The organism is Pseudoalteromonas sp. Z1A8, from assembly GCF_011378855.1.
GTDB lineage: Bacteria > Pseudomonadota > Gammaproteobacteria > Enterobacterales > Alteromonadaceae > Pseudoalteromonas.
Genome location: NZ_WTLB01000053.1, coordinates 1 through 25,377, shown reverse-complemented (window position 1 = coordinate 25,377; position 25,377 = coordinate 1). Strand labels below are relative to the sequence as shown.

At 39.4% G+C, this 25,377-nt stretch carries 20 protein-coding genes and 5 tRNA genes; 20 read left to right on the top strand and 5 right to left on the bottom strand.

What is annotated here, in order from left to right:
- The 7 genes from GQR55_RS16805 to purF all read left to right on the top strand — a co-directional run.
- A partial coding sequence (locus tag GQR55_RS16805) for a FimV/HubP family polar landmark protein (protein WP_277344831.1) occupies positions 1-2,900 on the top strand: 2,900 nt, incomplete at its 5' end.
- A gap of 149 nt (positions 2,901-3,049) precedes the next feature.
- Complete coding sequence (gene truA / locus GQR55_RS16800) at positions 3,050-3,844, top strand: tRNA pseudouridine(38-40) synthase TruA (protein ID WP_166421495.1); 795 nt, start codon at positions 3,050-3,052, stop codon at positions 3,842-3,844.
- Positions 3,845-3,998: 154 nt separating this feature from the next.
- Entirely contained in the window at positions 3,999-4,874 is an 876-nt protein-coding gene (gene accD, locus GQR55_RS16795) for an acetyl-CoA carboxylase, carboxyltransferase subunit beta (RefSeq protein ID WP_149591815.1), read from the top strand.
- Between the two features lie 25 nt (positions 4,875-4,899).
- A complete protein-coding gene (gene folC / locus GQR55_RS16790) occupies positions 4,900-6,165 on the top strand; it encodes a bifunctional tetrahydrofolate synthase/dihydrofolate synthase (RefSeq protein ID WP_166421494.1) in 1,266 nt (421 codons plus the stop codon).
- 11 nt (positions 6,166-6,176) lie between these two features.
- Positions 6,177-6,818 (top strand): SPOR domain-containing protein, encoded by a 642-nt coding sequence (locus GQR55_RS16785; RefSeq protein WP_166421493.1) that lies wholly within the window; start codon positions 6,177-6,179, stop codon positions 6,816-6,818.
- Between the two features lie 262 nt (positions 6,819-7,080).
- Positions 7,081-7,575, top strand: a complete 495-nt coding sequence (locus GQR55_RS16780; protein ID WP_002958356.1) for a CvpA family protein — start codon at positions 7,081-7,083, stop codon at positions 7,573-7,575.
- Between the two features lie 18 nt (positions 7,576-7,593).
- Positions 7,594-9,120, top strand: a complete 1,527-nt coding sequence (gene purF / locus GQR55_RS16775; protein ID WP_166421492.1) for an amidophosphoribosyltransferase — start codon at positions 7,594-7,596, stop codon at positions 9,118-9,120.
- A 100-nt stretch (positions 9,121-9,220) separates the two neighbouring features.
- Here the strand turns inward: purF and GQR55_RS16770 are convergent, their stop codons facing one another.
- Positions 9,221-9,820 carry a Yip1 family protein gene (locus GQR55_RS16770; protein ID WP_149591818.1) on the bottom strand — a complete coding sequence of 200 codons (600 nt, stop codon included), beginning with the start codon at positions 9,818-9,820 and terminating at the stop codon, positions 9,221-9,223.
- Between the two features lie 206 nt (positions 9,821-10,026).
- Here GQR55_RS16770 and miaE point away from each other — a divergent pair, with 206 nt between their 5' ends.
- Positions 10,027-10,788, top strand: coding sequence for a tRNA isopentenyl-2-thiomethyl-A-37 hydroxylase MiaE (gene miaE / locus GQR55_RS16765; protein WP_010553847.1), 762 nt, complete (start codon positions 10,027-10,029; stop codon positions 10,786-10,788).
- Here miaE and GQR55_RS16760 read toward each other — a convergent pair.
- The 3 genes from GQR55_RS16760 to GQR55_RS16750 all read right to left on the bottom strand — a co-directional run bounded on the left by GQR55_RS16760 (position 10,785) and on the right by GQR55_RS16750 (position 12,950).
- Positions 10,785-11,579, bottom strand: coding sequence for a transporter substrate-binding domain-containing protein (locus GQR55_RS16760; RefSeq protein WP_166421491.1), 795 nt, complete (start codon positions 11,577-11,579; stop codon positions 10,785-10,787). The two genes, miaE and GQR55_RS16760, sit on opposite strands and share 4 nt — an antisense overlap.
- A 54-nt stretch (positions 11,580-11,633) precedes the next feature.
- Positions 11,634-12,371: a UDP-2,3-diacylglucosamine diphosphatase gene (locus tag GQR55_RS16755; protein ID WP_166421490.1), complete on the bottom strand. Its 738-nt coding sequence runs from the start codon at positions 12,369-12,371 to the stop codon at positions 11,634-11,636.
- Between the two features lie 87 nt (positions 12,372-12,458).
- A complete protein-coding gene (locus GQR55_RS16750; RefSeq protein WP_166421489.1) occupies positions 12,459-12,950 on the bottom strand; it encodes a peptidylprolyl isomerase in 492 nt (163 codons plus the stop codon).
- Between the two features lie 155 nt (positions 12,951-13,105).
- Between GQR55_RS16750 and cysS the strand changes: the two genes are divergently transcribed.
- Complete coding sequence (cysS, locus tag GQR55_RS16745) at positions 13,106-14,485, top strand: cysteine--tRNA ligase (RefSeq protein ID WP_166421488.1); 1,380 nt, start codon at positions 13,106-13,108, stop codon at positions 14,483-14,485.
- Positions 14,486-14,556: 71 nt separating this feature from the next.
- Here cysS and folD read toward each other — a convergent pair whose 3' ends face one another.
- Positions 14,557-15,411, bottom strand: coding sequence for a bifunctional methylenetetrahydrofolate dehydrogenase/methenyltetrahydrofolate cyclohydrolase FolD (gene folD / locus GQR55_RS16740; protein ID WP_166421487.1), 855 nt, complete (start codon positions 15,409-15,411; stop codon positions 14,557-14,559).
- Between the two features lie 352 nt (positions 15,412-15,763).
- Here folD and GQR55_RS16735 point away from each other — a divergent pair.
- The 11 genes from GQR55_RS16735 to GQR55_RS16685 all read left to right on the top strand — a co-directional run bounded on the left by GQR55_RS16735 (position 15,764) and on the right by GQR55_RS16685 (position 25,264).
- A tRNA-Pro gene (locus GQR55_RS16735) sits at positions 15,764-15,840 on the top strand.
- A gap of 55 nt (positions 15,841-15,895) precedes the next feature.
- Positions 15,896-15,972 (top strand) — tRNA-Arg (locus GQR55_RS16730).
- Positions 15,973-15,995: 23 nt separating this feature from the next.
- Positions 15,996-16,071: transfer RNA gene (locus GQR55_RS16725), tRNA-His, on the top strand.
- 14 nt (positions 16,072-16,085) lie between these two features.
- Positions 16,086-16,162 (top strand) — tRNA-Pro (locus tag GQR55_RS16720).
- 71 nt (positions 16,163-16,233) lie between these two features.
- Positions 16,234-16,310, top strand: a tRNA-Pro gene (locus GQR55_RS16715).
- Positions 16,311-16,690: 380 nt separating this feature from the next.
- Complete coding sequence (gene tig / locus GQR55_RS16710; protein ID WP_166421486.1) at positions 16,691-17,995, top strand: trigger factor; 1,305 nt, start codon at positions 16,691-16,693, stop codon at positions 17,993-17,995.
- A gap of 164 nt (positions 17,996-18,159) precedes the next feature.
- The gene (clpP, locus tag GQR55_RS16705) at positions 18,160-18,777 is read left to right on the top strand and encodes an ATP-dependent Clp endopeptidase proteolytic subunit ClpP (RefSeq protein WP_166421485.1); all 618 of its coding nucleotides are present in this window, start codon (positions 18,160-18,162) and stop codon (positions 18,775-18,777) included.
- Positions 18,778-18,912: 135 nt separating this feature from the next.
- Positions 18,913-20,196, top strand: a complete 1,284-nt coding sequence (gene clpX / locus GQR55_RS16700; protein ID WP_166421484.1) for an ATP-dependent protease ATP-binding subunit ClpX — start codon at positions 18,913-18,915, stop codon at positions 20,194-20,196.
- Between the two features lie 151 nt (positions 20,197-20,347).
- Positions 20,348-22,717 carry an endopeptidase La gene (lon, locus tag GQR55_RS16695; protein ID WP_166421483.1) on the top strand — a complete coding sequence of 790 codons (2,370 nt, stop codon included), beginning with the start codon at positions 20,348-20,350 and terminating at the stop codon, positions 22,715-22,717.
- Positions 22,718-22,900: 183 nt separating this feature from the next.
- Entirely contained in the window at positions 22,901-23,191 is a 291-nt protein-coding gene (locus tag GQR55_RS16690) for an HU family DNA-binding protein (protein WP_157823336.1), read from the top strand.
- 171 nt (positions 23,192-23,362) lie between these two features.
- Positions 23,363-25,264, top strand: coding sequence for a SurA N-terminal domain-containing protein (locus GQR55_RS16685; RefSeq protein ID WP_166421482.1), 1,902 nt, complete (start codon positions 23,363-23,365; stop codon positions 25,262-25,264).
- Positions 25,265-25,377: the final 113 nt, after the last annotated feature.

The window sequence follows — 25,377 nt, the reverse complement described above, 5'->3', positions numbered from 1 at the left end:
TAATTGATGAATCAAAAGCTGATGTGGTTGAGGATGAGCTTGTAGATGAAACTGACGACTTTGATTTAGACGATATAGATAGCTTAATTGATGAAGCCGTGGTGGGTACTGCAGATAACTCATTAGTTGAAGAAACTGATGATTTTGATCTAGACGACATAGACAGCTTAATTGATGAGGCAGTGGTTGATACTGCAGATAACTCATTAATTGAAGAAACCGATGACTTCGATTTAGACGATATAGATAGCTTAATTGATGACGCGAATGAGTCAAAAAGCGATGTGATTGAAGGCTCATTAGATGGTGAGTTACTCGATGAAGACGAGCTTTTAGATGAAACGGACGACTTCGATTTAGACGACATAGACAGCTTGATTGATGATCAATTAAAAAATTCAGATGTAAGAAATTCAGAAATTGATAGTGCTCTGGCAGATTCTGTTGAGGATTTAGCAGATGCTCAAGAAGAGTTAAATATTGATGATATTGAGTCGCTCGCTTCATCTTTAAATGAAGAGCCAGAGCTTGAAGAAGAGCCAGAACTTGTAGAAGAGCCTGAACTTGAAGAAGAGCCTGAGCTTGAAGAAGAGCCAGAACTTGTAGAAGAGCCTGAACTTGAAGAAGAGCCTGAGCTTGCAGAAGAGCCAGAGCTTGAAGAAGAGCCAGAACTTGTAGAAGAGCCTGAGCTTGAAGAAGAGCCTGAGCTTGCAGAAGAGCCAGAGCTTGAAGAAGAGCCTGAGCTTGAAGAAGAGCCTGAGCTTGCAGAAGAGCCAGAGCTTGAAGAAGAGCCTGAGCTTGAAGAAGAGCGTGAACTTGTAGAAGAACCTGAGCTCGTAGAAGTGCCTGAGCTTGAAGAAGAGCCAGAGCTTGAAGAAGAGCCTGAACTTGAAGAAGAGCCAGAACTTGAAGATGTGCCTGAGCTTGAAAAAGAGTCTGAGCTTGAAGAAGAACTTGAGCCTTTAGAAGAGCCAGAGCTTGAAAAAGAGCCAGAACTTGAAGAAGAGCCGGAGCTTGACGATGCACCTAAATTTGAGGCTGAGCCTGAACTTGTAGATGTATCGATTGATGATTTTTCAGATACATCAGAAACGCTTTTAGATCCTGAAGATGCCCTTGAAGAATATACAGATGACACGTTAAAGAGTGTTGATGAGCTTCTTAATGAGCTACAACAAGCTACAGATGAGGACTATATAGAAACACCTGATTGGTCTTTAGATGAACTTGATGATGATATTGAAGAAATAGAAGTTGACCTTGGTGACGATCCGCTAGCGGGCGGCGATAACTCAGAGCTTACTGAAACTGAAAAGCAGCTTGATAGCGAACTTGTAACGCCAAGTGAAGAGTTAGATGAATACCCAGAACTTGAATTAGACGATGCTCAATCATTATTAGAGGATGAGCCTTCGTTTGAGCCACAAGAGCTTAAAGACGATGCATCGGGTGATGAAAATGCAGTAGCACTTAGTCAAACAGAGAAAGATCTCGCCAATGCGCTTATGGCAGAAGGTGATTTAGATAGTTTAGAAGATGATTTTGATGATGAACTATTAATTGATAATGACTTCTCTGAATTAGAAGCTGAGATTGAAGACGAATCGCTTGATGATGATTTACTTCAAGATATTAATGATGAGATTGAACCTGCGGAATCACCAAGTTTAAAAGAGGACACTAAACCTCTTAACCTTGATGAAGTTCAAGAAACATTAGAAGGTGAGTTGCCATTTACCCCTGAAGAATTACAAGGGGATGACTTAGATGGCGAGGCACCGGGAATAGCTTCTAGTCAAGCTGAGCAAGATTTAGCAAATTCGCTTATGGCAGATGCTGGTTTAGATAATTTTAAAGATAGTTTAGAAGATGATTTTGATGATGAACTATTAATTGATAATGACTTCTCTGAATTAGAAACTGAAGATGAGTTGCTTAATGATGATTTACTTCAAGAGATCAATGATGAGATTGAACCTGCTGAATCATCAAGTATAGAAGATGACATCAAACCTCTTAACCTTGATGAAGTTCAAGAAACATTAGAAAGTGAGCTGCCATTTACCCCCGAAGAATTGCAGGGGGATGATTTTGATGGTGAGGCACCGGGAATAGCTTCTAGTCAAGCTGAGCAAGATTTAGCAAACGCACTTATGGCAGATGCTGGTTTAGATAATTTTAAAGATAGCTTAGAAGACGATTTTGACGATGAAATTTTAATTGAAAATGATTTTTCGGAATTAGATGCTGAGTTTGACGAAGATAGTTTAGAACAAGCGCTAACTGATGAGTTATCAGACGGATCGCAAGAGCAAACAAATGCAGAGCGTGAAGCACAGTTAACAAGCTTAGATGAAGTGGGTAGTAATGATATTAGCTCTGATGATGAGCTTGATGAAGAGTTTATGTCAAATCTGACGCAAACTGATTTTGATTCATTACTTAGTGAGTTAGCAGAGCCTGAAGAACTAAATGTTGATGACAGCAGTGAATTTGATGTTGATTTTGATAGCCTATTAAAAGAAGACTTAGAGGCTGATGACTCATTAACTACAAAAGAGTCACTTGTTGAAAGTAGTGATGTTGAGCCGCTTGATAATGAGTTTGTAGATATTGATTCATTATTAGAAGAAAGTGACGATGCTGAACTTGAACACGAACCTTACACTGACGTTAATATGGATGTGGGTTTAAGTGAGTTTGATGCATTACTTGCCGGTGATAATCCAACGGATGTTGATGCTGAAAGTGGTGGCTACTCAGCTAAACTCGATTTAGCGCGTGCTTATATTGAAATCGATGATTTTGATTCTGCACTCAAGGTTATTGAGGATGTTATTAACAAAGGTCCTGAAGAAGTTCAAGAGGAAGCACTTAGCTTAAAAGCTAAACTAAAATAATTAAAACGTTTATAAAACCCCGTATTTGGCTAAGCGAAATACGGGGTTTTTTTATGTGTATTGGTTTGATTATGATACGCCTCCTTTTATTGCATCGTTAGATAGCATAAAATGCCTCGTTCATTAGCACAGTAGGTAAAACGGTAATTATGCGAGTAGCACTTGGAGTTGAATACAACGGCGCACGTTATAGTGGTTGGCAGCGTCAATCACATGTAAATAGCGTACAGCAAGAAGTAGAAAAAGCGTTGTCGCGTATTTGTAATCATCCTGTTGAAGTTATATGCGCAGGGCGTACAGATGCGGGTGTGCACGGCACAGGCCAAGTAATACACTTTGAAACGCAAGCCGATCGCGATATGGTCGCATTTACACTAGGTATGAATACGTTAATGCCTAAAGATATTGCTATTCGCTTCGCCCAACCGGTTGCTGATGACTTTCATGCCCGTTTTAGTGCTACAGCTCGTCGTTATCGCTATGTTATTTATAACTCTCCCCTACGAGGAGCGGTATTAAACGAGGGTGTTACGCATTTTCATCATCATCTTGATGAAACAAAGATGCAAGAGGCGTGTCAGTACTTAATAGGTAAACACGATTTCACCTCTTTTAGAGCGATACATTGCCAAGCTAATACACCGACAAGAACAATTCATCATTTGTCGGTACAGCGCCAAGGTACTTACGTTATTATTGATATTAAAGCGAATGCGTTTTTACATCACATGGTACGTAATATCACAGGCAGCTTAATGGATGTTGGTTTACATAAACAACAACCTATATGGATAAAAGAGCTACTTGATTGTAAAGAACGCGCAAAAGCCAGTGCTACCGCTAAAGCGGCTGGTTTATATTTAGTGGATGTTGATTACCCCGAGCAATTTAATATTCCTCAAACACCATTAGGGCCTTTGTTTTTGCCTGATATAGATGTTTAATTAGGGTTGTGTCAGTACTTTTTATGAGCACTTTTAACTACTAAGACCAGTTTTTTATACCGCGTTAGTGTAATTCATGTTTTAATTGAAAAAATTTGTCTGCTAATTGCTATTAGCAGGCTCGCGACACAGAACAGTATTAAGAGAGTTGCAAATGAGTTGGCTAGAAAAAATCTTACCTAAAACGACAAAATCATCAGGTCGTAAAGAAATCCCAGAAGGTGTTTGGGCTAAGTGTACATCGTGTGATTCAATTTTATATAAAGCTGAATTAGAAAAGTCATTAAACGTATGTCCTAAGTGTGACCACCACATGCGTGTTAGTGGCCGTAAGCGCCTAGAGCATTTTTTAGATGAAGGCGATCGTCTAGAGCTTGGTACACAACATGAGCCTAAAGACATTCTTAAGTTTAAAGATTCTAAAAAGTACTCTGACCGTATCAGTGCAGCGCAAAAAGCAAGCGGTGAAAAAGATGCACTTGTAGCTATGAAAGGCCGATTAAAAGGTATTCCAGTTGCAGCGGTAGCATTTGAGTTCTCATTTATGGGTGGTTCAATGGCTTCTGTTGTTGGCGCTCGCTTTGTTGATGCTGTTGATCAATGTTTAGAGCATAACATGCCGCTTATTTGTTTTTCTGCATCAGGCGGAGCACGTATGCAAGAAGCGCTTATGTCGCTTATGCAAATGGCTAAAACAAGTGCTGCACTTGCAAAAATGACTGAAAAAGGTCTTCCATTTATTTCAGTAATGACCGACCCAACAATGGGGGGTGTATCTGCATCACTTGCTATGCTGGGTGATATTAACGTTGCTGAACCTAAAGCGTTAATTGGTTTTGCGGGTCCTCGTGTTATTGAACAAACTGTTCGCGAAACATTACCTGAAGGTTTTCAGCGTAGTGAATTTTTGCTAGAACATGGTGCAATTGACATGATTATTGATCGCCGTGAAATGCGCGATACCCTTGCACGCATTTTAGCTAAATTTATGAACTTGCCTTCTACGGAACAAGAGCATAGAGTAGCGTAAATTTCAGCTTTACTGATTACACGCTATGACAAAAAAAATACCTAGCCAATCATCAAGCCTTGATGATTGGCTTTTTTATTTAGAAAGTGTTCACCCAGCTAACATTGCAATGGGCTTAGAACGCGTTGCTAATGTTGCCAACAATATTGGCCTTTTAAACACGCCAAGTAAAATTATTCTTATTGCCGGTACAAACGGTAAGGGCACCACTGCACGTTGCTTAGAGTCGCTATTGCTAGCGCAAGGTTTTAGCGTGGGTACTTATGCATCTCCTCATTTAATTCGTTATAACGAGCGTGTACGAGTTAATGGCGAAGAACTGGCAGACCAATTTCATATAGATGCTTTTCACCAGCTTGAGCAAGGCCGTAAAGACACTCCTCTGACTTATTTTGAATATGGTACTTTGGGTGCGTTGGCAATTTTTAAACGCTGCAGCGTCGATTATGTATTGCTAGAGGTTGGTCTAGGCGGGCGCTTTGATGCTACAAATATAGTCACTCCTTATGCAAGCGTGATTACTACTATCGATTTAGACCATAAAGAGTACTTAGGTGATACACGTGAGCTGGTGGCTTATGATAAAGCAGGTATTTTTCGTGAAAACACGGCAGCTATTATTGGTGATTTAAATATTCCTCATACAATGACTGATTACGGCACAAAAATTAATGCCAATATGACGTTGTCGGGCAGTGACTTTATTTTTAAAGAAAATGCTGAGAGCTTTAATTGGCAATATAAAGAACATAGTCTAGAAATAGATAAGCCAGCAATACCGTGTCAAAATGCAGCCACTGCGTTAACTGCGCTAAGTGTTTTAAACTTACTACCTAGCGAACAAATAATAAGAAGCTGCCTAGCTAATTTAGTTGTAGAAGGGCGGTTTCAGCAGTTAAGTAGCGAGCCTTTAGTATTTACTGATGTGGCGCATAACCCTGAGTCAGCGCGTTATTTAGCCAATAAGTTATCAAGCTATAAAGATAAAGGCTTTAAAATTCATGCATTAGCCGCTATGCTTGCTGATAAAGATAAAGCGGGTGTACTTAAAGAAATAAGTCATCTGGTCGATGAGTGGTCATTAGCAAGTTTGAGTGGCCCACGAGCCGACACTGCAAGTAATTTACAAAATGCGCTGCAGGGTATATCTCATCATAATACTGTTAATAGCTATGATAGCGTGGCACAAGCACTAAGTGTAATTTTACCAAAACAACAAAGTGATACTATGTTGATTGTATTTGGTTCGTTTTTTACAGTGGCTGACGCTATTAATTACTTTAAAAAATAGAGAGGATGTCGGTGAACTCAAGTTTTATTAATCGCTTAGTCGGAACAAGTATAGTAGTGATCGCAGCAATTGTGTTTATTCCTAATATACTCGATGGCGAAAAAGTGCATTATAAAGAAGGCTTTAAAGCGATTCCAGATCGCCCTGAGTTCAAAACAATCGATCTCCAAGAGTCAATTGATGAAAATATGGCTAATGCTGAGCCGTTAAAGCAAGATGAAATTGAAGATATTCAGGCTGACGATGAAGCGTATGAACAGCAAAATGCAATGGACGAGAGTGATTACGCCCTAGAGGATAAAGTTGTTGAAGCAACAATAGAGCCCAAAGTAGCACCCATTGTTAAAGCACCTGTTAAAGCTAAACCAAAACCTATTGCACCGCGTAAAAGTGATGAAAACTTAACGAGCATGGCTTATGTTGTGCAACTGGGTAGCTTTTCACATGCTGCAAACGTAAAAGCATTGCAAGCTAAATTAAAAGCCAAGGGCTTTAAGACGTTTACCAAACCGATTAAAACACCTAATGGTACATTAACTAAGGTTTTTGTTGGCCCATCTTTGAATAAAAATGAATTACAAAAAAAACTGCCAGAACTTAAAGAGCTTACTAAGTTAAACGGTAAAGTAACTCAGTATGAAGTAGCTAAGTAATTAGCGCTTTTAATAAGAAGCTTATCTTTAGCTTTTAGTAGTATTAGTTTTAAATATTCAGCAAGCATTCGAAAAAGCCTCGCCAAGCGGGGCTTTTTAGTTTTTATTACCTGTCTATTAATTATATTTTGCCGCCGTTTATTAGTATTTTTATATGTTAAATAATTGTATTAATTACATGGCAGTTATCTCCCGCTTAAACTTGCATACTAACGATGTTTGGGTATAGAATGCGCCCCAAATTAGCGACTAATTGGTTCTTATGATCTGGGTTGATTACGCCATTATTGGCATCATTGTATTGTCTACCATCATCGGTTTAATACGCGGCTTTGTTAAAGAAGCAATGTCATTAGCGGTATGGGCTGGCGCCTTTATCATCTCTAGCTTATTTTACCAATATTTAGCTTCCTTCCTAACAACCATTTCTGAACCCCTTTTAAGAAATGCGGCGGCCATAGCCATATTATTCTTTGCGACGCTACTGTTAGGCGGTTTACTAAACTATATTTTAGGTGAACTTGTACATCGTACTGGTTTATCGGGTACCGACCGTGTTTTTGGCATAGTGTTTGGTGCTCTACGAGGCGTGTTGGTCGTGAGCGCGTTACTCTTCTTTCTTGATGCTTTTACTGGTGCACCCAATACGCACTGGTGGGGCAATTCTATTTTGATTCCAGAATTTGGCTTTGTAGTTGAATGGTTCTTTTCGTACCTAGAAAACAACTCGAGCTTTTTAAATTCAGTAAACCGTTAATCGGCGAGGATAAATTACATGTGTGGTATCGTTGGAATAGTCGGAACATCCCCTGTTAATCAGGCGATTTATGATGGCTTAACTGTTTTGCAGCACCGTGGTCAAGATGCCGCGGGTATCATTACCATTGAGAATAATACGTTTAGCTTACGCAAAGCAAATGGCCTTGTGAAAGATGCCTTTCACACTCGTCATATGAAACGACTACAAGGTACAATTGGTCTTGGCCATGTGCGTTATCCTACCGCAGGATCTTCAAGCTCGTCTGAAGCACAACCTTTTTATGTTAACTCACCGTTTGGTATAGCGCTTGCCCATAATGGCAACCTTACTAATGCAGAAGAGTTAAAAGAGCAGTTGTTTTCAGAAGCCCGTCGTCATGTAAATACAACATCAGATTCTGAAATTTTACTTAATATCATGGCTCATGAATTAAGTAAATCTGATAAGTTGCATTTAGACCCAGAAGATATTTTTACAGCAGTAACCGAAGTAAATAATAAAGTAAGCGGTGGCTATGCAACCATTGCAATGATTATTGGCCACGGTATTGTTGCTTTTCGCGACCCGAATGGTATTCGCCCACTTGTATTTGGCAAACGCGAAACCGAGAAAGGTACTGAGTACATGTTTGCCTCAGAAAGCGTTGCGTTAAAACCGGATGGGTTTGAGTTTATTCGCGATGTAGCACCTGGCGAAGCAATATATGTAACTGAAGATGGTGAATTCCATTCACTTAGTTGTGCAGAGAAAGTATCTTATTCACCGTGTATTTTTGAATTTGTTTATTTTGCTCGACCTGATTCAACTATCGACCGTATGTCTGTTTATGCAACACGCGTAAACATGGGGACTAAACTAGGTGAAAAAATTGCACGCGAATGGGCTGATAAAGACATTGATGTAGTTATCCCAATCCCAGAAACGTCATGTGATGTAGCACTGGAAATTGCACGCGTACTTGATTTACCGTATCGCCAAGGGTTTGTTAAAAACCGTTATATTGGTCGTACGTTTATCATGCCTGGCCAAGAGATGCGTAAAAAATCAGTGCGTCAAAAGCTAAACGCAATTGACCGCGAGTTTAAGGGTAAAAACGTATTATTGGTTGATGACTCAATTGTTCGTGGCACAACATCAGCACAAATTGTTGAAATGGCCCGAGAGTCTGGCGCTAAAAACGTTTACTTTGCATCAGCAGCACCTGAAATACGCTTCCCTAATGTGTACGGTATTGATATGCCTTCAGCGGCTGAGCTTATTGCTCACGGACGTGAAGTAGAAGATATTAATGCAAGTATTGGTTCTGACGGTTTAATCTTTCAATCGTTAAAAGATTTAATTGCTGCGGTTAGCCAAGAAAACCCTGAAATTACTAAGTTTGAAACTTCAGTATTTGATGGCCAATATATTACTGGCGATATTGATCAAAACTATTTAAACCGTATTGATAAGCTACGTAACGATTCAGCAAAAAGCACCCGCGAAAGTGCAATGTCTTCAGGTTTAGAAATACACAACCAAGACGAAAACGAAGCTGATTAATGGTTATTAGTAAAAATCATTAAACATAAAAAAAGGAGCTAATTAGCTCCTTTTTTGCGAAGGAAAGAAAGGGAACATTTCTATCAAACACGGCTCTTGATTAAGTAAACATGGGGCTTACAATTCCATTTGTCCAAAGCATCGCTGTTACAGCTAAAATAATAACCAGTAATATTAATCCACACGTTACTACCGAGCTGGCGTAAATAAAGCCACGCTCTTGGGGAATATGCATAAGTATTGGTACGCCGGTGTAGAGTAAATAGACCGAGTAAGCCAGTGCAATAATTCCAATACACACTACAAACCAAAGTACAGGCCAAAAAGCGGCGAGTGCCGACATAAACACGGGTGTTGCAGTATATGCTGCAAGTTCAAGTGTTTGTGTAAATGTAGGTTTAGAACCAAATGTAACCGCCATCCAATGGGCTAAATACGCCAATGCAAAAACACCCGCTATTAAAGCAAAATACATCGCGCCTGCAATTAGCAGCGCACTATCGTGCGTTAAAAATACGGGATCGCCTGCGCCAATACTCCATCCTAAATAAACAGATGAGTAGTAGCCCATTATTGAAGGAAATAAAGCAATCAGTAAAATATGCGACAAACTATAAGTTAAACTTTCATGGCGATTATCTATTGTTTGCCATTCTTCAAGTGGGTGAGCATAAATGCCCCAGAGGTGATTTAGTATCATGGTACTTACTCCATAAAAGGAACGTATTATTGTTTTGGTTGGTTTATTTTTATACAGTCTATGTACAGTTATGGTTCACTTATTTTGCAAAGTCAAGTTAACTCGATATTAACATTTAGGCGCAGATCAGGGCTTTGATTTATCCCAAGCAAAATTTCGTGTTAAAATAGTGGTCTATCAAATTTATTTAGTAATGAGCAGTCAACGTGCCACATAGCCAACTTTTAGAGCCGATTAATAACTTTTTATTGTGTACCACTCCAGAGCAATGGGTGGAGCAAGCAATTAAGAAAGAAAACTTATCAGTCATTTTAATAGATCACCTAATTTGTGAATTAAAAGCAGCTCAAAGTGCGATGTTTTTAATACGTAAATATGCGGTAGATAAAGAGGGTAGTGATGCATTACTCGAATGGCTAAAACCATTTGAAACGCTTATTTATAAACGAGAAGGAAATTGGCGCGATCTGGCTGCTAAAAATAAGTTAACTAAATCAATAATTCCTAAATCGAGTTCTCCATACGGGCAAGGTCTAATCGATAAGATGGTTCTATTGATAAAAGAAGAATTGCATCATTTTTATCAAGTGCTCGAAATTATGGACGAGTATGGTGTTGAGTATCAAAGTATTACACCATGTCGTTACGCAAAAGGCATGCTTCGTCATGTTAAAACGTTTGAGCCCGATGCATTAGTTGATAAGCTAATAGTAGGCGCTTACATTGAGGCGCGTTCGTGTGAGCGTTTTGCAAAGCTTGCACCGCATGTTGACAAACGTTTAGGTGATTTTTATATTTCGTTGTTACGTTCAGAAGCGCGTCATTACCAAGATTATTTAACTTTAGCGCAAGAAATTGCTGATTTTGATATTACCGATCGCGTAAACTTTTTTGGTGAAAAAGAAAAAGAGCTAATTTCTACAACCGATACTGATTTTAAATTTCACAGCGGTGTTCCCACTGTTTAAATGCCCTCATTTTCTTTTAAAAAATTAATATATTCTGCTATTTTCTGATTGCTGAAATTATGTTTTTTCATAATTTTAGCAATGCGTCCATTTTTAATTATTATATCAATCCCTCTATTAAATTTTTGCAGATACTCTTTTGCCCTGTAATTTGATTTTGAGACAACTAAATATAATTTGTGAGAAGCCAAGTCAGGCGATAAATACTCAATTTTATTATTATCTGAATCTTTGTTTTTACTGTGCTCAAGCCAATATTTTCCAACCTCTTTAGTACCCGCTACTAAATCAATACGCCCTTGTTGTAGCAGGTATAAGCTTGTAGGAAGGCTTTTAGTCGACGTTATTGCCAGTTCAGTATTTTTAGTAAACTCTTGGCTTACAACGGCGTTATCTTCTTTACCAATACTATAAGGTGTTAACGATTGGGCGCTGCCATCGAAATTAATAACACTCTCTTTTCGTTTGAAAACTCCTGAGTGAGCAACAGCAAGTGGACGAGAGTAGTAAAAAACTTCATTTCTTTTTGGTGAATAAAAAGCACCTAAAATAGCTGTTTTTCTGTTTTTTTCTAATAGCTTTAAAGCGCGATCCCATGTCGTAAATTCTGCTTCGCTATTAATACCTTGCGTTTTAAGCGCTGATTCGGCTATTTCATATAGCCAGCCATTGTTGGGTAGGTTTTCGCTAAAATAGGGAGGGTAGTTTTCAGTAACAATTTGCCATGTTTGCTTGCTAAATACTTGTGTAGGAATGGCAATTACTACGATGAAAATTAACAGCTTAATCATTCAACCTCTCACTATTATTCAAATGTATAGATAAATAATAGTCAGAATTTTAAATTATGCGAAAGGCGTGCTAATTAATTCTTGTGATTGAGGGGTAACGACTAAATAAGAGCCTTGGGTATACCAATCACCTAGCACTGTGCGAGTAAGTGTTTGTTCATTAACTTTATACGTATGAACATTAGGGCGGTGAGTATGGCCATGAATCATATTCGTAACGTTATGTTTGGCAAAGGTAGCAAGTACAGCCTCATCGACAACGTCTAAAATTTCGATAGCTTTATCAGCTTGGCTTAACTTACTTTTTTCGCGGGCATTACGCGCTATTTTTTTACGATACCAAAGCGGCATTGCAAGCATCAACTTTGGCCACCACCAACCACGGCTCTTTTTACGAAAGTTTTGATATTCAGTGTCTTGAGTGCACATTTCGTCGCCATGTAAAATAACGGTAGGCGTGCCATATAAATCAATGACTGTTTGCTCATCAAGTAATGTCATTGCGGCCATGTCGGCATATTGCTTGCGCATAATGAAATCACGATTGCCATGTATAAAATAAACAGGTGTGCCACCATCATTAACGGTGTTTAAATGTTTTGCTACATCGGCACTCAGTGCAGTAATGTAGTCATCTCCAACCCATACTTCAAAAAAATCACCCAAAATATAAAGTGCATCTACATCTTTATTTAATATATGTGTATTTAAAAAGTCAAAAAATGCAGCGCTAATGTCGGGGCGGTTTTCGCTTAGGTGTAAATCTGCAATAAAGTAAGTTTGGCGAGTCATAGGTCAGTCTATTCTAGTTTTAAAAAAACGGGCATATACTAATAGTATACACCCGCTTATATACTCACATAATATGAGTAAACGTTACTAGCTAACAGTAACGCTTTCGATGATCACATCTTCAAGAGGTACGTCTTGGTGAAAACCAGTACTACCTGTTGCAACTGCTTTAATCTTATTTACAATGTCCATGCCTTCTACTACTTCAGCAAAAACACAGTAACCCCAACCTTGCGATGTTTCGCTGCTGTGGTTTAAAAAGTCGTTGTTGTTCACGTTAATGAAAAACTGTGCTGTAGCTGAATGAGGATCCGGTGTACGAGCCATTGCTAAAGTACCTACTTTATTAGATAGGCCGTTATTAGCTTCATTCTGAATTGGGTCGTTTACGTCTTTTTGTTCCATACCTGGAACAAAACCACCGCCTTGAACCATAAAACCATCGATTACACGATGAAATATAGTGCCGTTGAAAAAATCAGCATTTGCATACTCTAAAAAGTTTTTAACTGTGTTTGGAGCTTCTTTCTCAAACATTTTAATGGTGATGTCACCAAAATTAGTGTGTAGAACAACCATGTGTTTTCCTATATACGGTTTAAATATTGGCGCTATTTTATCGTAGTTGGCTAAGATTAACAAAGTAGATGTTTGGTTTGTTATAAAGCGCTAGAGCGGGGGCTTTTCAAGTGGTAACATAACTGTTCAAGTAAATAGTCAAGGACTCAAAGTAAATGGTAAATATATACAACACACTCACGCGACAAAAAGAGCAGTTTAAACCTATGGTCGAAGGAAAAATCGACATGTATGTGTGTGGTATCACCATTTATGATTACTGTCATATTGGACACGCACGTACTTTTGTTGGTTTTGACGTTATTGTGCGCTACTTACGTCATATTGGTTACGATTTAAAATATGTGCGTAACATTACTGATATCGACGATAAAATAATTAAACGTGCGAACGAAAATGGCGAGTCAATAAACGACTTAACTGTGCGCATGACTAAAGCAATGCATGAAGATTTTGATAGCTTAAATATGCTGCGCCCTGATGTAGAGCCAACAGTTACAAGCCATATGGACGAAATTATCGTTATGGTTAAACGTTTGATTGAAAAGGGTCATGCTTATGTTGCTGCCGACGGCGATGTATTGTTTGATGTATCAACTTTTGAGCAATACGGTGCGCTTTCTCAGCAAGATTTAACGATGCTGCAATCAGGTTCTCGCGTTGAAGTAGCGCAAGACAAGGACGATCCTCTTGATTTTGTCTTATGGAAAAAAGCAAAAGCAGGTGAGCCATCATGGTCATCACCGTGGGGTGAAGGACGACCGGGTTGGCATATCGAATGTTCGGCAATGAGCTCAAAGCATCTAGGTGAACATTTTGATATTCACGGTGGGGGTTCTGACTTACAGTTTCCACATCATGAAAATGAAATTGCGCAATCGTGCTGTGCAAATAACGGCAAGTATGTGAATACATGGATTCATACTGGCATGGTGCAAGTAAACAAAGAAAAAATGTCTAAATCGTTAGATAACTTTTTTACTGTACGTGAAGTTTTAAAAGCATACGATCCTGAATCTGTTCGTTACTTTTTAATTTCAGGCCATTACCGTAGCCAACTAAATTACTCGCAAGAAAATTTAGACCAAGCGCGTTCATCACTTGAGCGTATTTATACAGCGCTTCGTGATGTAGAGCCTGTAGAGTGCGATTTAGAAGGCAATGAGTTTGTTGCTAAATTTAGAAAAGCAATGAATGACGACTTTAATACCCCAGAAGCACTACCTGTGTTGTTCGAACTTGCTAAAGAGTTAAACCGCGTGAAAGACACTGATGCAGATCAAGCTGGCAAATTAGCGTTTATATTGCGCAGCCTTGGTGAGGTGCTAGGGGTTGCTCAGCAAGCACCGGAGGCTTTTTTACAAGGCGGGCAAGATGACGATGAAGTTGCGACAATTGAAGCATTAATTGTAAAACGTAATGAAGCACGTACGAGTAAAAACTGGGCTGCTGCTGATGAAGCACGTGATGCGCTTAATACATTAGGTGTAATACTTGAAGATTCAGCCGGTAAAACAACGTGGCGTAAAGCATAAGCGTTTAAAGTAATACACGTTAAACTAAAAAAGGGTTGCCAAATGGCAACCCTTTTTAATTTTTTAACAGCTTAGCTGTGATATTTCTCACACGCTTCAAGTGTGTTTTCAATTAAGCTAGCGACCGTCATCGGGCCAACGCCACCTGGTACAGGTGTAATAAAATGCGCTTTTTGTTCAGCCACACTGTATTGAACATCACCCACTAATTTACCCGTATCTAAACGGTTAATGCCCACATCGATAACGATAGCGCCTTCTTTTATCCAATCTCCAGGTATAAATTCAGGTTTACCTACAGCCACAACGAGTAAGTCCGCGCGGCGAACATGTGTTTCTAAATCTTGAGTAAACTTATGGCACACTGTGGTAGTACAACCGGCTAATAAAAGCTCTAGCGACATAGGACGACCAACAATGTTTGATGCGCCAACAACCACTGCATGCATCCCTTTATAACGTACACCCGTTGAATCAAGTAATGTAATTATACCTTTTGGCGTACATGGGCGAAGGGCAGGCATACGCTGTGCTAATCGACCAATGTTATATGGATGAAATCCATCAACATCTTTATGTGGGGTAATACGTTCTAAAATCTTTTCAGCATCAAGACCTTTTGGCAGTGGTAACTGCACTAAAATTCCATCAACTTCGTCATCATTATTTAGCTCGTCAATTAAATCTAAAAGAGTTTGCTCTTGTGTGTCTGCTGGTAAATCAAATGATTTAGAGATAAAGCCTACTTCTTCACAGGCTTTGCGTTTTGAACCAACATAAACTTGGCTTGCAGGATCAAGTCCTACAAGTACTACTGCAAGTCCTGGTGCACGTAAACCATTTGCTACACGTTCACTTACGCGTTCTGCTACAGCGCTACGTACTTGTTTTGCGATTGCCTTACCATCAATGATGTTTGCCGTCATGGGTGACCTTTAATTGGGGTTAATTAACTAGATACCGATACTCTAAAAACGAATGCATAATAAAATAGGGGTAAAAATGCTAATAAAGAAAACATACTCTTTATTTAACTCGTTTTATAATGTGCTTACTATTTTCGCAGAAAAGCATAGCAGCGCCAAGTTGCTTTTAATGTATATAACATTTGAGTTATTAAATAGTTTAAATTTCAGCCTACTATTGTAATATTTAACCATTGTGGACTAAAAATGAGCACTTGATTGGTTTTATTAAAAAAACGTTTGACCTAACCCCGTCAAATCACTATTATGCACCCCGTTGTCAACGAGGTCACTCGCTAGCAATAATAAGTTTCGGCGATTAGCGCAGTTTGGTAGCGCACTTGGTTTGGGTCCAAGGGGTCGCAGGTTCAAATCCTGCATCGCCGACCATTTTTATAATTTATTATAATCGAATAGCTTATTGGTAAACTATGAAGTTTTCGATGCGCCCATAGCTCAGCTGGATAGAGCAACGCCCTTCTAAGGCGTGGGTCGAAGGTTCGAATCCTTCTGGGTGCACCATTTGAAAAAATGTAAATATAGCGGTGATTGTAGCTCAGTTGGTAGAGCCCCGGATTGTGATTCCGGTTGTCGTGGGTTCGAGCCCCATCAGTCACCCCATTTACAACGAATATCGGCGATTAGCGCAGTTTGGTAGCGCACTTGGTTTGGGTCCAAGGGGTCGCAGGTTCAAATCCTGCATCGCCGACCATTTTCTTAAAATGGTCTTAAACTCTCAGTTTAAGTGTTCAGTATGAAAAAAAGAAGTTAACTCTTCAATGTCGGCGATTAGCGCAGTTTGGTAGCGCACTTGGTTTGGGTCCAAGGGGTCGCAGGTTCAAATCCTGCATCGCCGACCATTATTCTTATCTAATAAGAATAATAAGTAAACTCCTCTAAGATTATAAATCTAAATTCGTTAACCTATAATTCTATTAAATAATTTGTACTTTATTCTATTTAATGCTCAGTTAGCCTGTTTTTTATTCAGTTAGCCCCTATAGTCCCTTATCTAGTCCAAATAATTGCCCCCTATACTCGACTATCATAAATATTAGGTTATAATGCCGCGTCTATTGTTTAACATAGTGCCCGAAGGGCAAAGCAGCAATGGTATCTCATGGTAGCGACGGATGCTTTTAAGTGTGAAAAACCGCTTAAACTTTATCAAGACTCATGCAGATCACTTTGTTTGTAAAGGAAGGCGAACAGTCGCCAAAATTGAATATTGAGGTAAATCATGCAAGTTTCTGTTGAGACGACCCAAGGCCTTGAGCGCCGTATAACTATCACCGTTCCTTCAGAGAACGTTGAGACCGAAGTAAAAAAACGCCTACAACAACTGTCAAAAACACAGCGTATAGATGGTTTCCGTGCTGGTAAAGTTCCAGTATCTGTAATTAACAAGCGCTTTGGCCCTGCAGTTCGTCAAGAAGTTGCTGGCGAAGTAATGCAACGTAATTTTTACGAAGCAATTGTTTCTGAAAAAATCAATCCAGCTGGCGCGCCTACATTCGCTCCTAAATCACTTGAAGCTGGTAAAGATTTAGAATTCTCAGCAACGTTTGAAGTTTACCCTGAAGTTGAAGTTCAAGGTTTAGACAAAATTACTGTTGAAAAACCAGCGGTAACAGTAACTGACGAAGATTTAGCTAACATGCTAGAAACACTTCGTAAGCAACATGCAGCGTGGGCTGATGTTGATACAGCTGCTGGCGAAAGCGACCGTGTAACAGTTGACTTCGTAGGTACTATCGACGGTGAAGTATTTGAAGGCGGCAAAGCTGAAGACTTCCCATTAGAACTTGGCCAAGGTCGTATGATCCCAGGTTTTGAAGATAATATCGTAGGTAAAAAAGCAGGCGAAGAAGTAGTTGCTGATGTAACTTTCCCTGATGATTACCACGCTGAAAACTTAAAAGGTAAAGCGGCTCAATTCACTATCACAGTGAAAAAAGTTGAAGCGCAAGAATTACCAGAATTAAGCGAAGAGTTTGCAACTAAATTCGGTGTTACCGAAGGCGGCGTAGACGCGCTTAAAGAAGAAGTTAAAAAGAACATGACACGTGAGCTAGACCAAGCGGTTAAAGCAAGCGTTAAAGACCAAGCAATCAAAGGTCTTTTAGCTAACAACGAAATCGAAGTGCCTAAAGCACTTGTTGATCAAGAAGTTGATGCTCTACGTCAGCAAGCAGCTCAACGTTTTGGCGGCGACGCTCAAAACATGCCAGAGCTTCCAGCTGAATTGTTCCACGAGCAAGCTGTAACACGTGTTAAAACTGGCCTTTTATTAGGTGAAGTGATTAAAGCTAACGAGATTAAAGTTGATGACGCTAAAGTTGAAGCATTAATCGCAACAGTAGCTTCTGCATACGAAGATCCAACTGAAGTAGTAGAATACTACAAAGGTAATGATCAACTTATGCAGCAAATGCGTAATGTAGCAATGGAAGAGCAAGCTGTTGAAGCTATTTTAGCTAAAGCAGTTGTTACTGATGTTGAAAAAGCATTTGATGACATCATGAATCCACAGCAAGGTGCTTAATAAGTCATTGACTTAAGCTCTCGCTAACGATTAAATGGCTCGTGCTACTCTGTTTATACAGCGTGCCCGGGCCATTTTAGTTTTTGGCTCTAAATTTGCGAAAAACGATAACTATGCTTCCTTATAATAAGGATAAGTATAAGCGCATAAGGAATTAAATAAGTATGAATACTGGTATTACAGATCCCCTAAATGCATTGGTCCCAATGGTTGTTGAACAAACACCGAAAGGCGAGCGCTCGTATGATATTTATTCGAGATTATTAAAAGAGCGTATTATCTTTTTAACAGGTCAAGTTGAAGACAACATGGCAAATCTGATTTTAGCGCAAATGCTATTTTTAGAATCAGAAAATCCTGATAAAGATATCTTTTTATACATCAACTCACCAGGTGGTTCAGTAACTGCGGGTATGGCTATTTACGACACAATGAACTTCATCAAACCAGATGTAAGTACAATATGTGTAGGTCAAGCTGCAAGCATGGGTGCTTTTTTACTTACTGCTGGTGCTAAAGGTAAGCGTTTTTGCCTACCAAACTCACGTGTGATGATTCACCAACCATTAGGTGGTTTCCAAGGTCAAGCATCTGACTTTGAAATACACGCTAAAGAAATTCTGTCTATTAAAGATAAGCTTAATCGCTTGATGTCTGAGCATACAGGTCAACCATTAGATATTATCTCTAAGGACACAGATCGTGATAACTTCATGAGTGCTTCGCAAGCTGTAGATTATGGCTTGGTAGACTCTGTGTTTACAAATCGCGACAAAAAGTAAGCGCTTGGTGAGCAGGATTGCCTGTTTGCCACTTTGAGTTACTATGCGAAAACTAATAAATTTTTGTATAGTTAAAGCGTATTGAAATAGCCGCCAACAGTTTTGGTGGCCAACGTAATAAAATGAGGTAGCTGAATGTCTGACACTCCTACAGACGGCGACAAAAGTAATAAATTGTTATACTGCTCTTTTTGTGGCAAAAGCCAACATGAAGTGCGTAAATTAATTGCAGGCCCTTCAGTATACGTTTGTGATGAATGTGTAGAGTTGTGTAACGATATTATCAGGGAAGAGATCAAAGACATTGCTCCTAAGCATGATACGTCTGACAAACTACCTGTACCAAAAGAAATTCGTAAACACTTAGACGATTACGTTATTGGTCAAGACCATGCTAAAAAAGTATTGTCTGTTGCCGTTTATAACCATTATAAACGCCTACGTAACCAATCGACTAAGCAAGACATTGAATTAAGTAAAAGTAATATTTTGCTTATCGGCCCAACAGGTAGTGGTAAAACATTACTTGCAGAAACATTAGCGCGTCTACTTGATGTGCCGTTTACTATGGCCGATGCCACTACATTAACCGAAGCAGGTTATGTAGGTGAAGATGTTGAAAACATCATTCAAAAGCTTTTACAAAAATGCGATTACGATGTTGAAAAAGCGCAACGTGGCATTGTTTACATTGATGAAATTGACAAAATTTCTCGTAAATCAGATAACCCGTCAATTACACGTGATGTATCGGGCGAGGGCGTTCAACAGGCGCTACTTAAACTGATTGAAGGCACGGTTGCTTCGGTTCCACCGCAAGGTGGTCGTAAACATCCACAACAAGAGTTTTTACAAGTAGATACGTCTAAAATCTTGTTTATTTGTGGTGGTGCATTTTCAGGTCTTGATAAAGTAATTGAGCAACGCAGCCATAAAAATACCGGTATCGGTTTTGGCGTTAGCGTAAAAGAATCTGCGGCGAGCCGTTCTTTAAGTGACACATTTAAAGACGTAGAGCCAGAAGATTTAGTTAAATACGGCTTGATTCCTGAATTTATTGGTCGTTTACCAGTGGTTGCAACATTAACTGAACTTGATGAAGCGGCACTGATACAAATATTAAGCGAACCTAAAAACGCGATTACTAAGCAGTTTTCTGTATTGTTTGGTATGGAAGACGTTGAGCTTGAGTTCCGCGATGATGCCTTAGCTGCAATTGCCCACAAAGCAATGGAGCGTAAAACAGGTGCACGTGGTCTTCGTTCAATCGTTGAAGGTGTATTGCTTGATACTATGTACGAGCTACCTTCTATGGATGACGTAAGCAAAGTGGTTATTGATGAAACCGTTATTAAAGGTGAGTCAGACCCAATCTTGATTTATGAAAATAATAAACAAGATAAAGCCGCATCAGAATAGTTTTTAAGCTATTTGAATGAAAAAAGGAGCCTTAGGCTCCTTTTTTTATAATTAATTTAATCGAGTAAGGGAAAATTGTTGAACTTTAATTAGGTTATCCCCATATACTTGAGTAATCTTTAAAATAAATGAAGTGCGAAGAGAAACTATAATGACGCTTGAGAGAACCGACCGAGTCGAAATCCCAGTCCTAGCACTGCGCGATGTTGTGGTATACCCGCACATGGTGATCCCGCTTTTTGTAGGCCGTGAAAAATCAATAAAATGCCTAGAAGCGGCAATGGACAAAGACAAACAAATTTTCTTGGTTGCACAAAAAGATGCAACTGTAGATGAACCAGAACAAGATGATATTTATCGTATCGGGACTATTGCCACTGTACTTCAGTTATTAAAATTACCAGACGGTACAGTAAAAGTTTTAGTGGAAGGTACACAGCGCGCGCAAATTGAAGACTTTGTCGATAACGATGACTTTTTTGTTGCTAATGCTCAATTTATTGAATCTGATTTAATCGATGAGCAAGAGCAAGATGTATTTATTCGCAGCGCGATTAGCCAGTTTGAAGGCTATGTAAAGCTTAATAAAAAAATTCCACCTGAGGTACTAACTTCAGTTTCAGGTATCGATGAGCCTGCGCGCTTAGCCGATACAATGGCTGCACACATGCCGCTTAAAGTACCTGAAAAGCAAAAAGTGCTAGAAATTTCAAGCGTGACAGAACGTCTTGAATATTTAATGGCATTAATGGAAGGCGAAATAGACTTATTACAAGTTGAGAAGAAAATTCGTACCCGCGTTAAAAAGCAGATGGAAAAATCTCAACGCGAGTATTACCTCAACGAACAAATGAAAGCCATTCAAAAAGAGCTTGGTGAACTTGACGATGTACCTGACGAATTTGAAGCACTTAAAAAGCGCATCGAAGAATCGGGTATGCCAACAGAAGCACAAGAAAAAGCGACCACAGAGCTTAATAAGCTTAAAATGATGTCGCCAATGTCTGCAGAAGCTACCGTAGTGCGCTCATATATCGACACGTTAATTAATGTGCCGTGGAAAAAACGCTCTAAAGTGAAGAAAGACTTAGCAGGTGCACAAAAAATTCTTGATAGCGATCACCATGGCTTAGATAAAGTTAAAGAACGCATTTTAGAGTACCTCGCGGTACAACAGCGTACTAATAAGCTTAAAGGGCCAATTTTGTGTTTAGTGGGCCCACCAGGTGTGGGTAAAACGTCATTAGGTCAATCTATTGCGCGTTCTACTGGTCGTAAATATATTCGAATGGCGCTCGGCGGCGTACGTGATGAAGCTGAAATTCGTGGGCATCGTCGTACTTACATCGGTTCTATGCCAGGTAAGCTAATTCAAAACATGACTAAAGTGGGCGTTAAAAATCCACTGTTCTTGTTAGATGAAATCGACAAAATGTCATCAGACATGCGTGGCGACCCAGCATCAGCACTTTTAGAAGTACTTGATCCTGAGCAAAACAGTCACTTTGCAGATCACTACCTCGAAGTTGATTACGATTTATCTGATGTTATGTTTGTAGCTACATCAAATAGCTTTAATATTCCTGGTCCACTATTGGATCGTATGGAAGTTATTCGCTTATCGGGTTACACCGAAGATGAAAAGCTAAACATTGCAAAAGAACACTTAATCACCAAGCAAGTTAAGCGCAATGGCTTAAAAGAGCATGAGATTGAAATTGATGATAGTGCAATTATTGGCATTATTCGTTATTACACGCGTGAAGCGGGTGTACGTAATTTAGAGCGCGAAATTTCAAAATTATGCCGTAAAGCAGTTAAAAATATCCTAATTGAAAAAGACACTAAAACAGTAACTATCAATCAAGATAACCTAGAAGACTTTTTAGGTGTACAACGCTTTGACTATGGTAAAGCTGAAGATGGCGACCGTATTGGTCAAGTTACAGGTTTAGCATGGACAGAAGTAGGCGGTGATTTGCTAACAATCGAATGTGCGGCTGTACCAGGTAAAGGTAAACTTACTTATACCGGTTCACTGGGCGATGTAATGCAAGAGTCGATTCAAGCGGCAATGACGGTAGTACGTAATCGCGCAGATACATTTCGTATTAATAGCGACTTTTACGAAAAACGTGATATTCACGTACACGTACCTGAGGGCGCAACACCAAAAGATGGTCCTAGTGCGGGCGCAGCAATGGTAACGGGTCTTGTATCTAGCTTAACAGGTAATCCTGTACGAGCAGATGTTGCAATGACCGGTGAAATTACGCTACGTGGTGAAGTACTTCCTATTGGTGGCTTAAAAGAGAAATTATTAGCAGCGCATCGTGGTGGAATTAAAACAGTCATCATTCCAAAAGTTAACGAACGTGACTTAAAAGAGATCCCAGAAAACGTGCTGGCAGGCTTGGATATTCACCCAGTTACTTGGATTGACGAGGTGTTAAAGCTTGCTTTAGTGCATCCTGTTGAGAGTTTTTCGGTCGAAACACCTAAAAACCAAGAAAAAAGCTAAAAAAAGTGCTTTTTAGGGCTTTTCAAATCTAAACGGTATGATAAGTTAAGCACTGGTTTTCAAGCCTAGCCCTTATGGGGCGTAGGCTTAAGAAAAATATAATCATGTGAGCATTAAAAGTTTGCTCTAAAATTTTCAAAACAGTGATGTTAGTTTAAAAAACCATCGCTCTTGATAATAACAATGAAAGAGGATGATATTGTGAATAAATCTCAATTAATCGATCAAATCGCAGCTGATGCTGACATTTCTAAAGCGGCTGCAGGTCGTGCACTAGATTCATTCATCGAATCTGTATCTGGCGCGCTAAAAGAAGGCGACTCAGTTGCACTTGTTGGTTTTGGTACTTTCTCAGTACGTGACCGTGCTGCACGTTCAGGCCGTAACCCGCAAACTGGTGAAACAATCCAAATTGCTGCTGCAACTATTCCAGCTTTTAAAGCCGGTAAAGCGCTTAAAGACGCAGTAAACTAATCACTGTTTTAAACACATTAGTTATGGCGAGTGTAAAGTTACTGATTCACCACAACAGATGAATTAAGTAACTTTACCGCCAGTTACTTCAAGTGAAAAAGCGTATCTGGTAAGATACGCTTTTTTTACATGTGACAAGGTAAAATACCTTGATCAAAAAGAGATAAACAAATGCTTGAGAAAATCAGAGAAGGTTCGCAAGGACCTGTAGCCAAAATAATTTTAGGCGCGGTGATTTTATCTTTTGCCTTAGCAGGGATTGGTAGTTACTTAGGTCAAACCACAGAACAACCCGTTGCTGAAGTAAATGGAATTAAAATTAGTCAAACCGATTTTAACCGTGCTTACCAAAATGAACGTAGCCGTTTAGAGCAACAATTTGGTGAATACTTTACACAAATTGCTGCTGATCCAAATTACATGGCGCAAATTCGCCAAGGTGTAGTTGACCGCTTAGTACAACAAGAATTGCAATCACAGCTAGCGGCTGATTTAGGCCTTCGCGTAAGTGACGAAAGTGTACGTAAAACAATTTTAGAACTACCGTACTTTCAAATTGGTGAAAAATTTAATAACGACCGTTACTTACAAGTAATTCGTCAAATGAACTTTCAACCAGATGCTTTTCGTGAATACTTACGTAAAGATATGACACGCAGCCAAGTAGTATCGGCTGTTGCAGGTACAGACTTTGCACTAGAGAGCGAGCTTAAAAGCGCAATTGCTCTACAGCAGCAAACTCGTAGTATTGATTATGTAGTAGTAAACAAAGAGGCGCTTGCCGCGGACGTAGAAGTATCAGAGCAAGAAGTGTCTGATTACTACGAGCTAAACGCATCACAATTTTTATCTCCAGAGCTTATTTCAGTAAGTTATATTGAGCTTAAAGCAACAGATATTAATGTTGAATCGGTAACCGAGGATGACGTTAAAGCGTATTACGAGCAAAACAAAGCGCAGTACATAGAACCTGAAAAACGTCGTGTATCACATATCTTAATTGATAACAGTGAAGACGATGATGCAGCAAAAGAAAAAGCCAATGCACTTCATGCACAACTAGAGCAAGGTGCAGACTTTGCTGAGTTAGCGCAATCATCATCTGACGATATCGTTAGTGGCGAAATGGGCGGCGATCTTGAATGGATAGAACGTGACGTAATGGACCCTGCATTTGAAGACGCGACTTTCGCACTTCAAAACAAAGGTGATATTTCTGAAGTTGTTGCTTCTGAGTTTGGTTATCACATAATTAAACTGACAGATATTCAACCACAACAAGTTAAAGCGTATGACGATGTTAAAGCTGACTTACGTGCTGAACTAGAACAAGCTGAAAAAGTAGATGCGTTTTACGAAAAGCAAACAGAAATGGGGGCACTTGCATTTGAAATTTCAGACCGCTTGGACGACGCTGCAGAAGTTGCTGAAGTAGAAGTTAAATCTACACCTCTTTTAGCACTTAATGCTCTACCAGAGCCGTTAAACAGTCCTGCAGTTGTAACAGCACTAACATCAGTTGATTTACTTGAAGATAAAGTAAACTCTGAAGTTATTGAACTGGGTGAAGAGCACGCAATTATTGTTCGTATTAACGAGCATAAACCTGCTGCGACTAAACCACTGGATGAAGTAAGCGAGCAAATTAAAGCGCGTTTAGTTAACGAAAAATCATCTGAGCTTGCTAAAGAAAAAGCGCGTAGCTTATTTGCAGAAGTACAAGCAGGTAAGAGCTTAAACGATGTCGCAAACGAGCAAAGTTTAACGGTTCGCCAAGAAGCGCAGTTAACGCGTCAAAGCTACACTGTTTCACCTGCTATTGTGACTCAAGCATTTAAGATGGCTCACCCAGCAGATTCTGCAGTAGTTGAGCTTGTTAATTTAAATAATGGTGATGCAGCAATTGTTGCGCTTAAGTCGGTAACAGATGCACAAGTTGCAGCTAACATTGACCCTCAAGCAAAACAAAGTATTACTATGGCGCAAGCTAATAAAAACTACATGGTATTTATTGAAGCGCTTAAAGCAAATGCTGAACTTAACTTACCAACGGCTACACAAACTGTTGAGTAATTAATTTAGTTCATAAAAAAAGGCGCTTTTAAAGCTGTCTCTTATACACAAATCCCTGCTAAGAAATTAGCGGGGATTTTTTTGAACTAAATCTCAATGTCATGATCAGATCT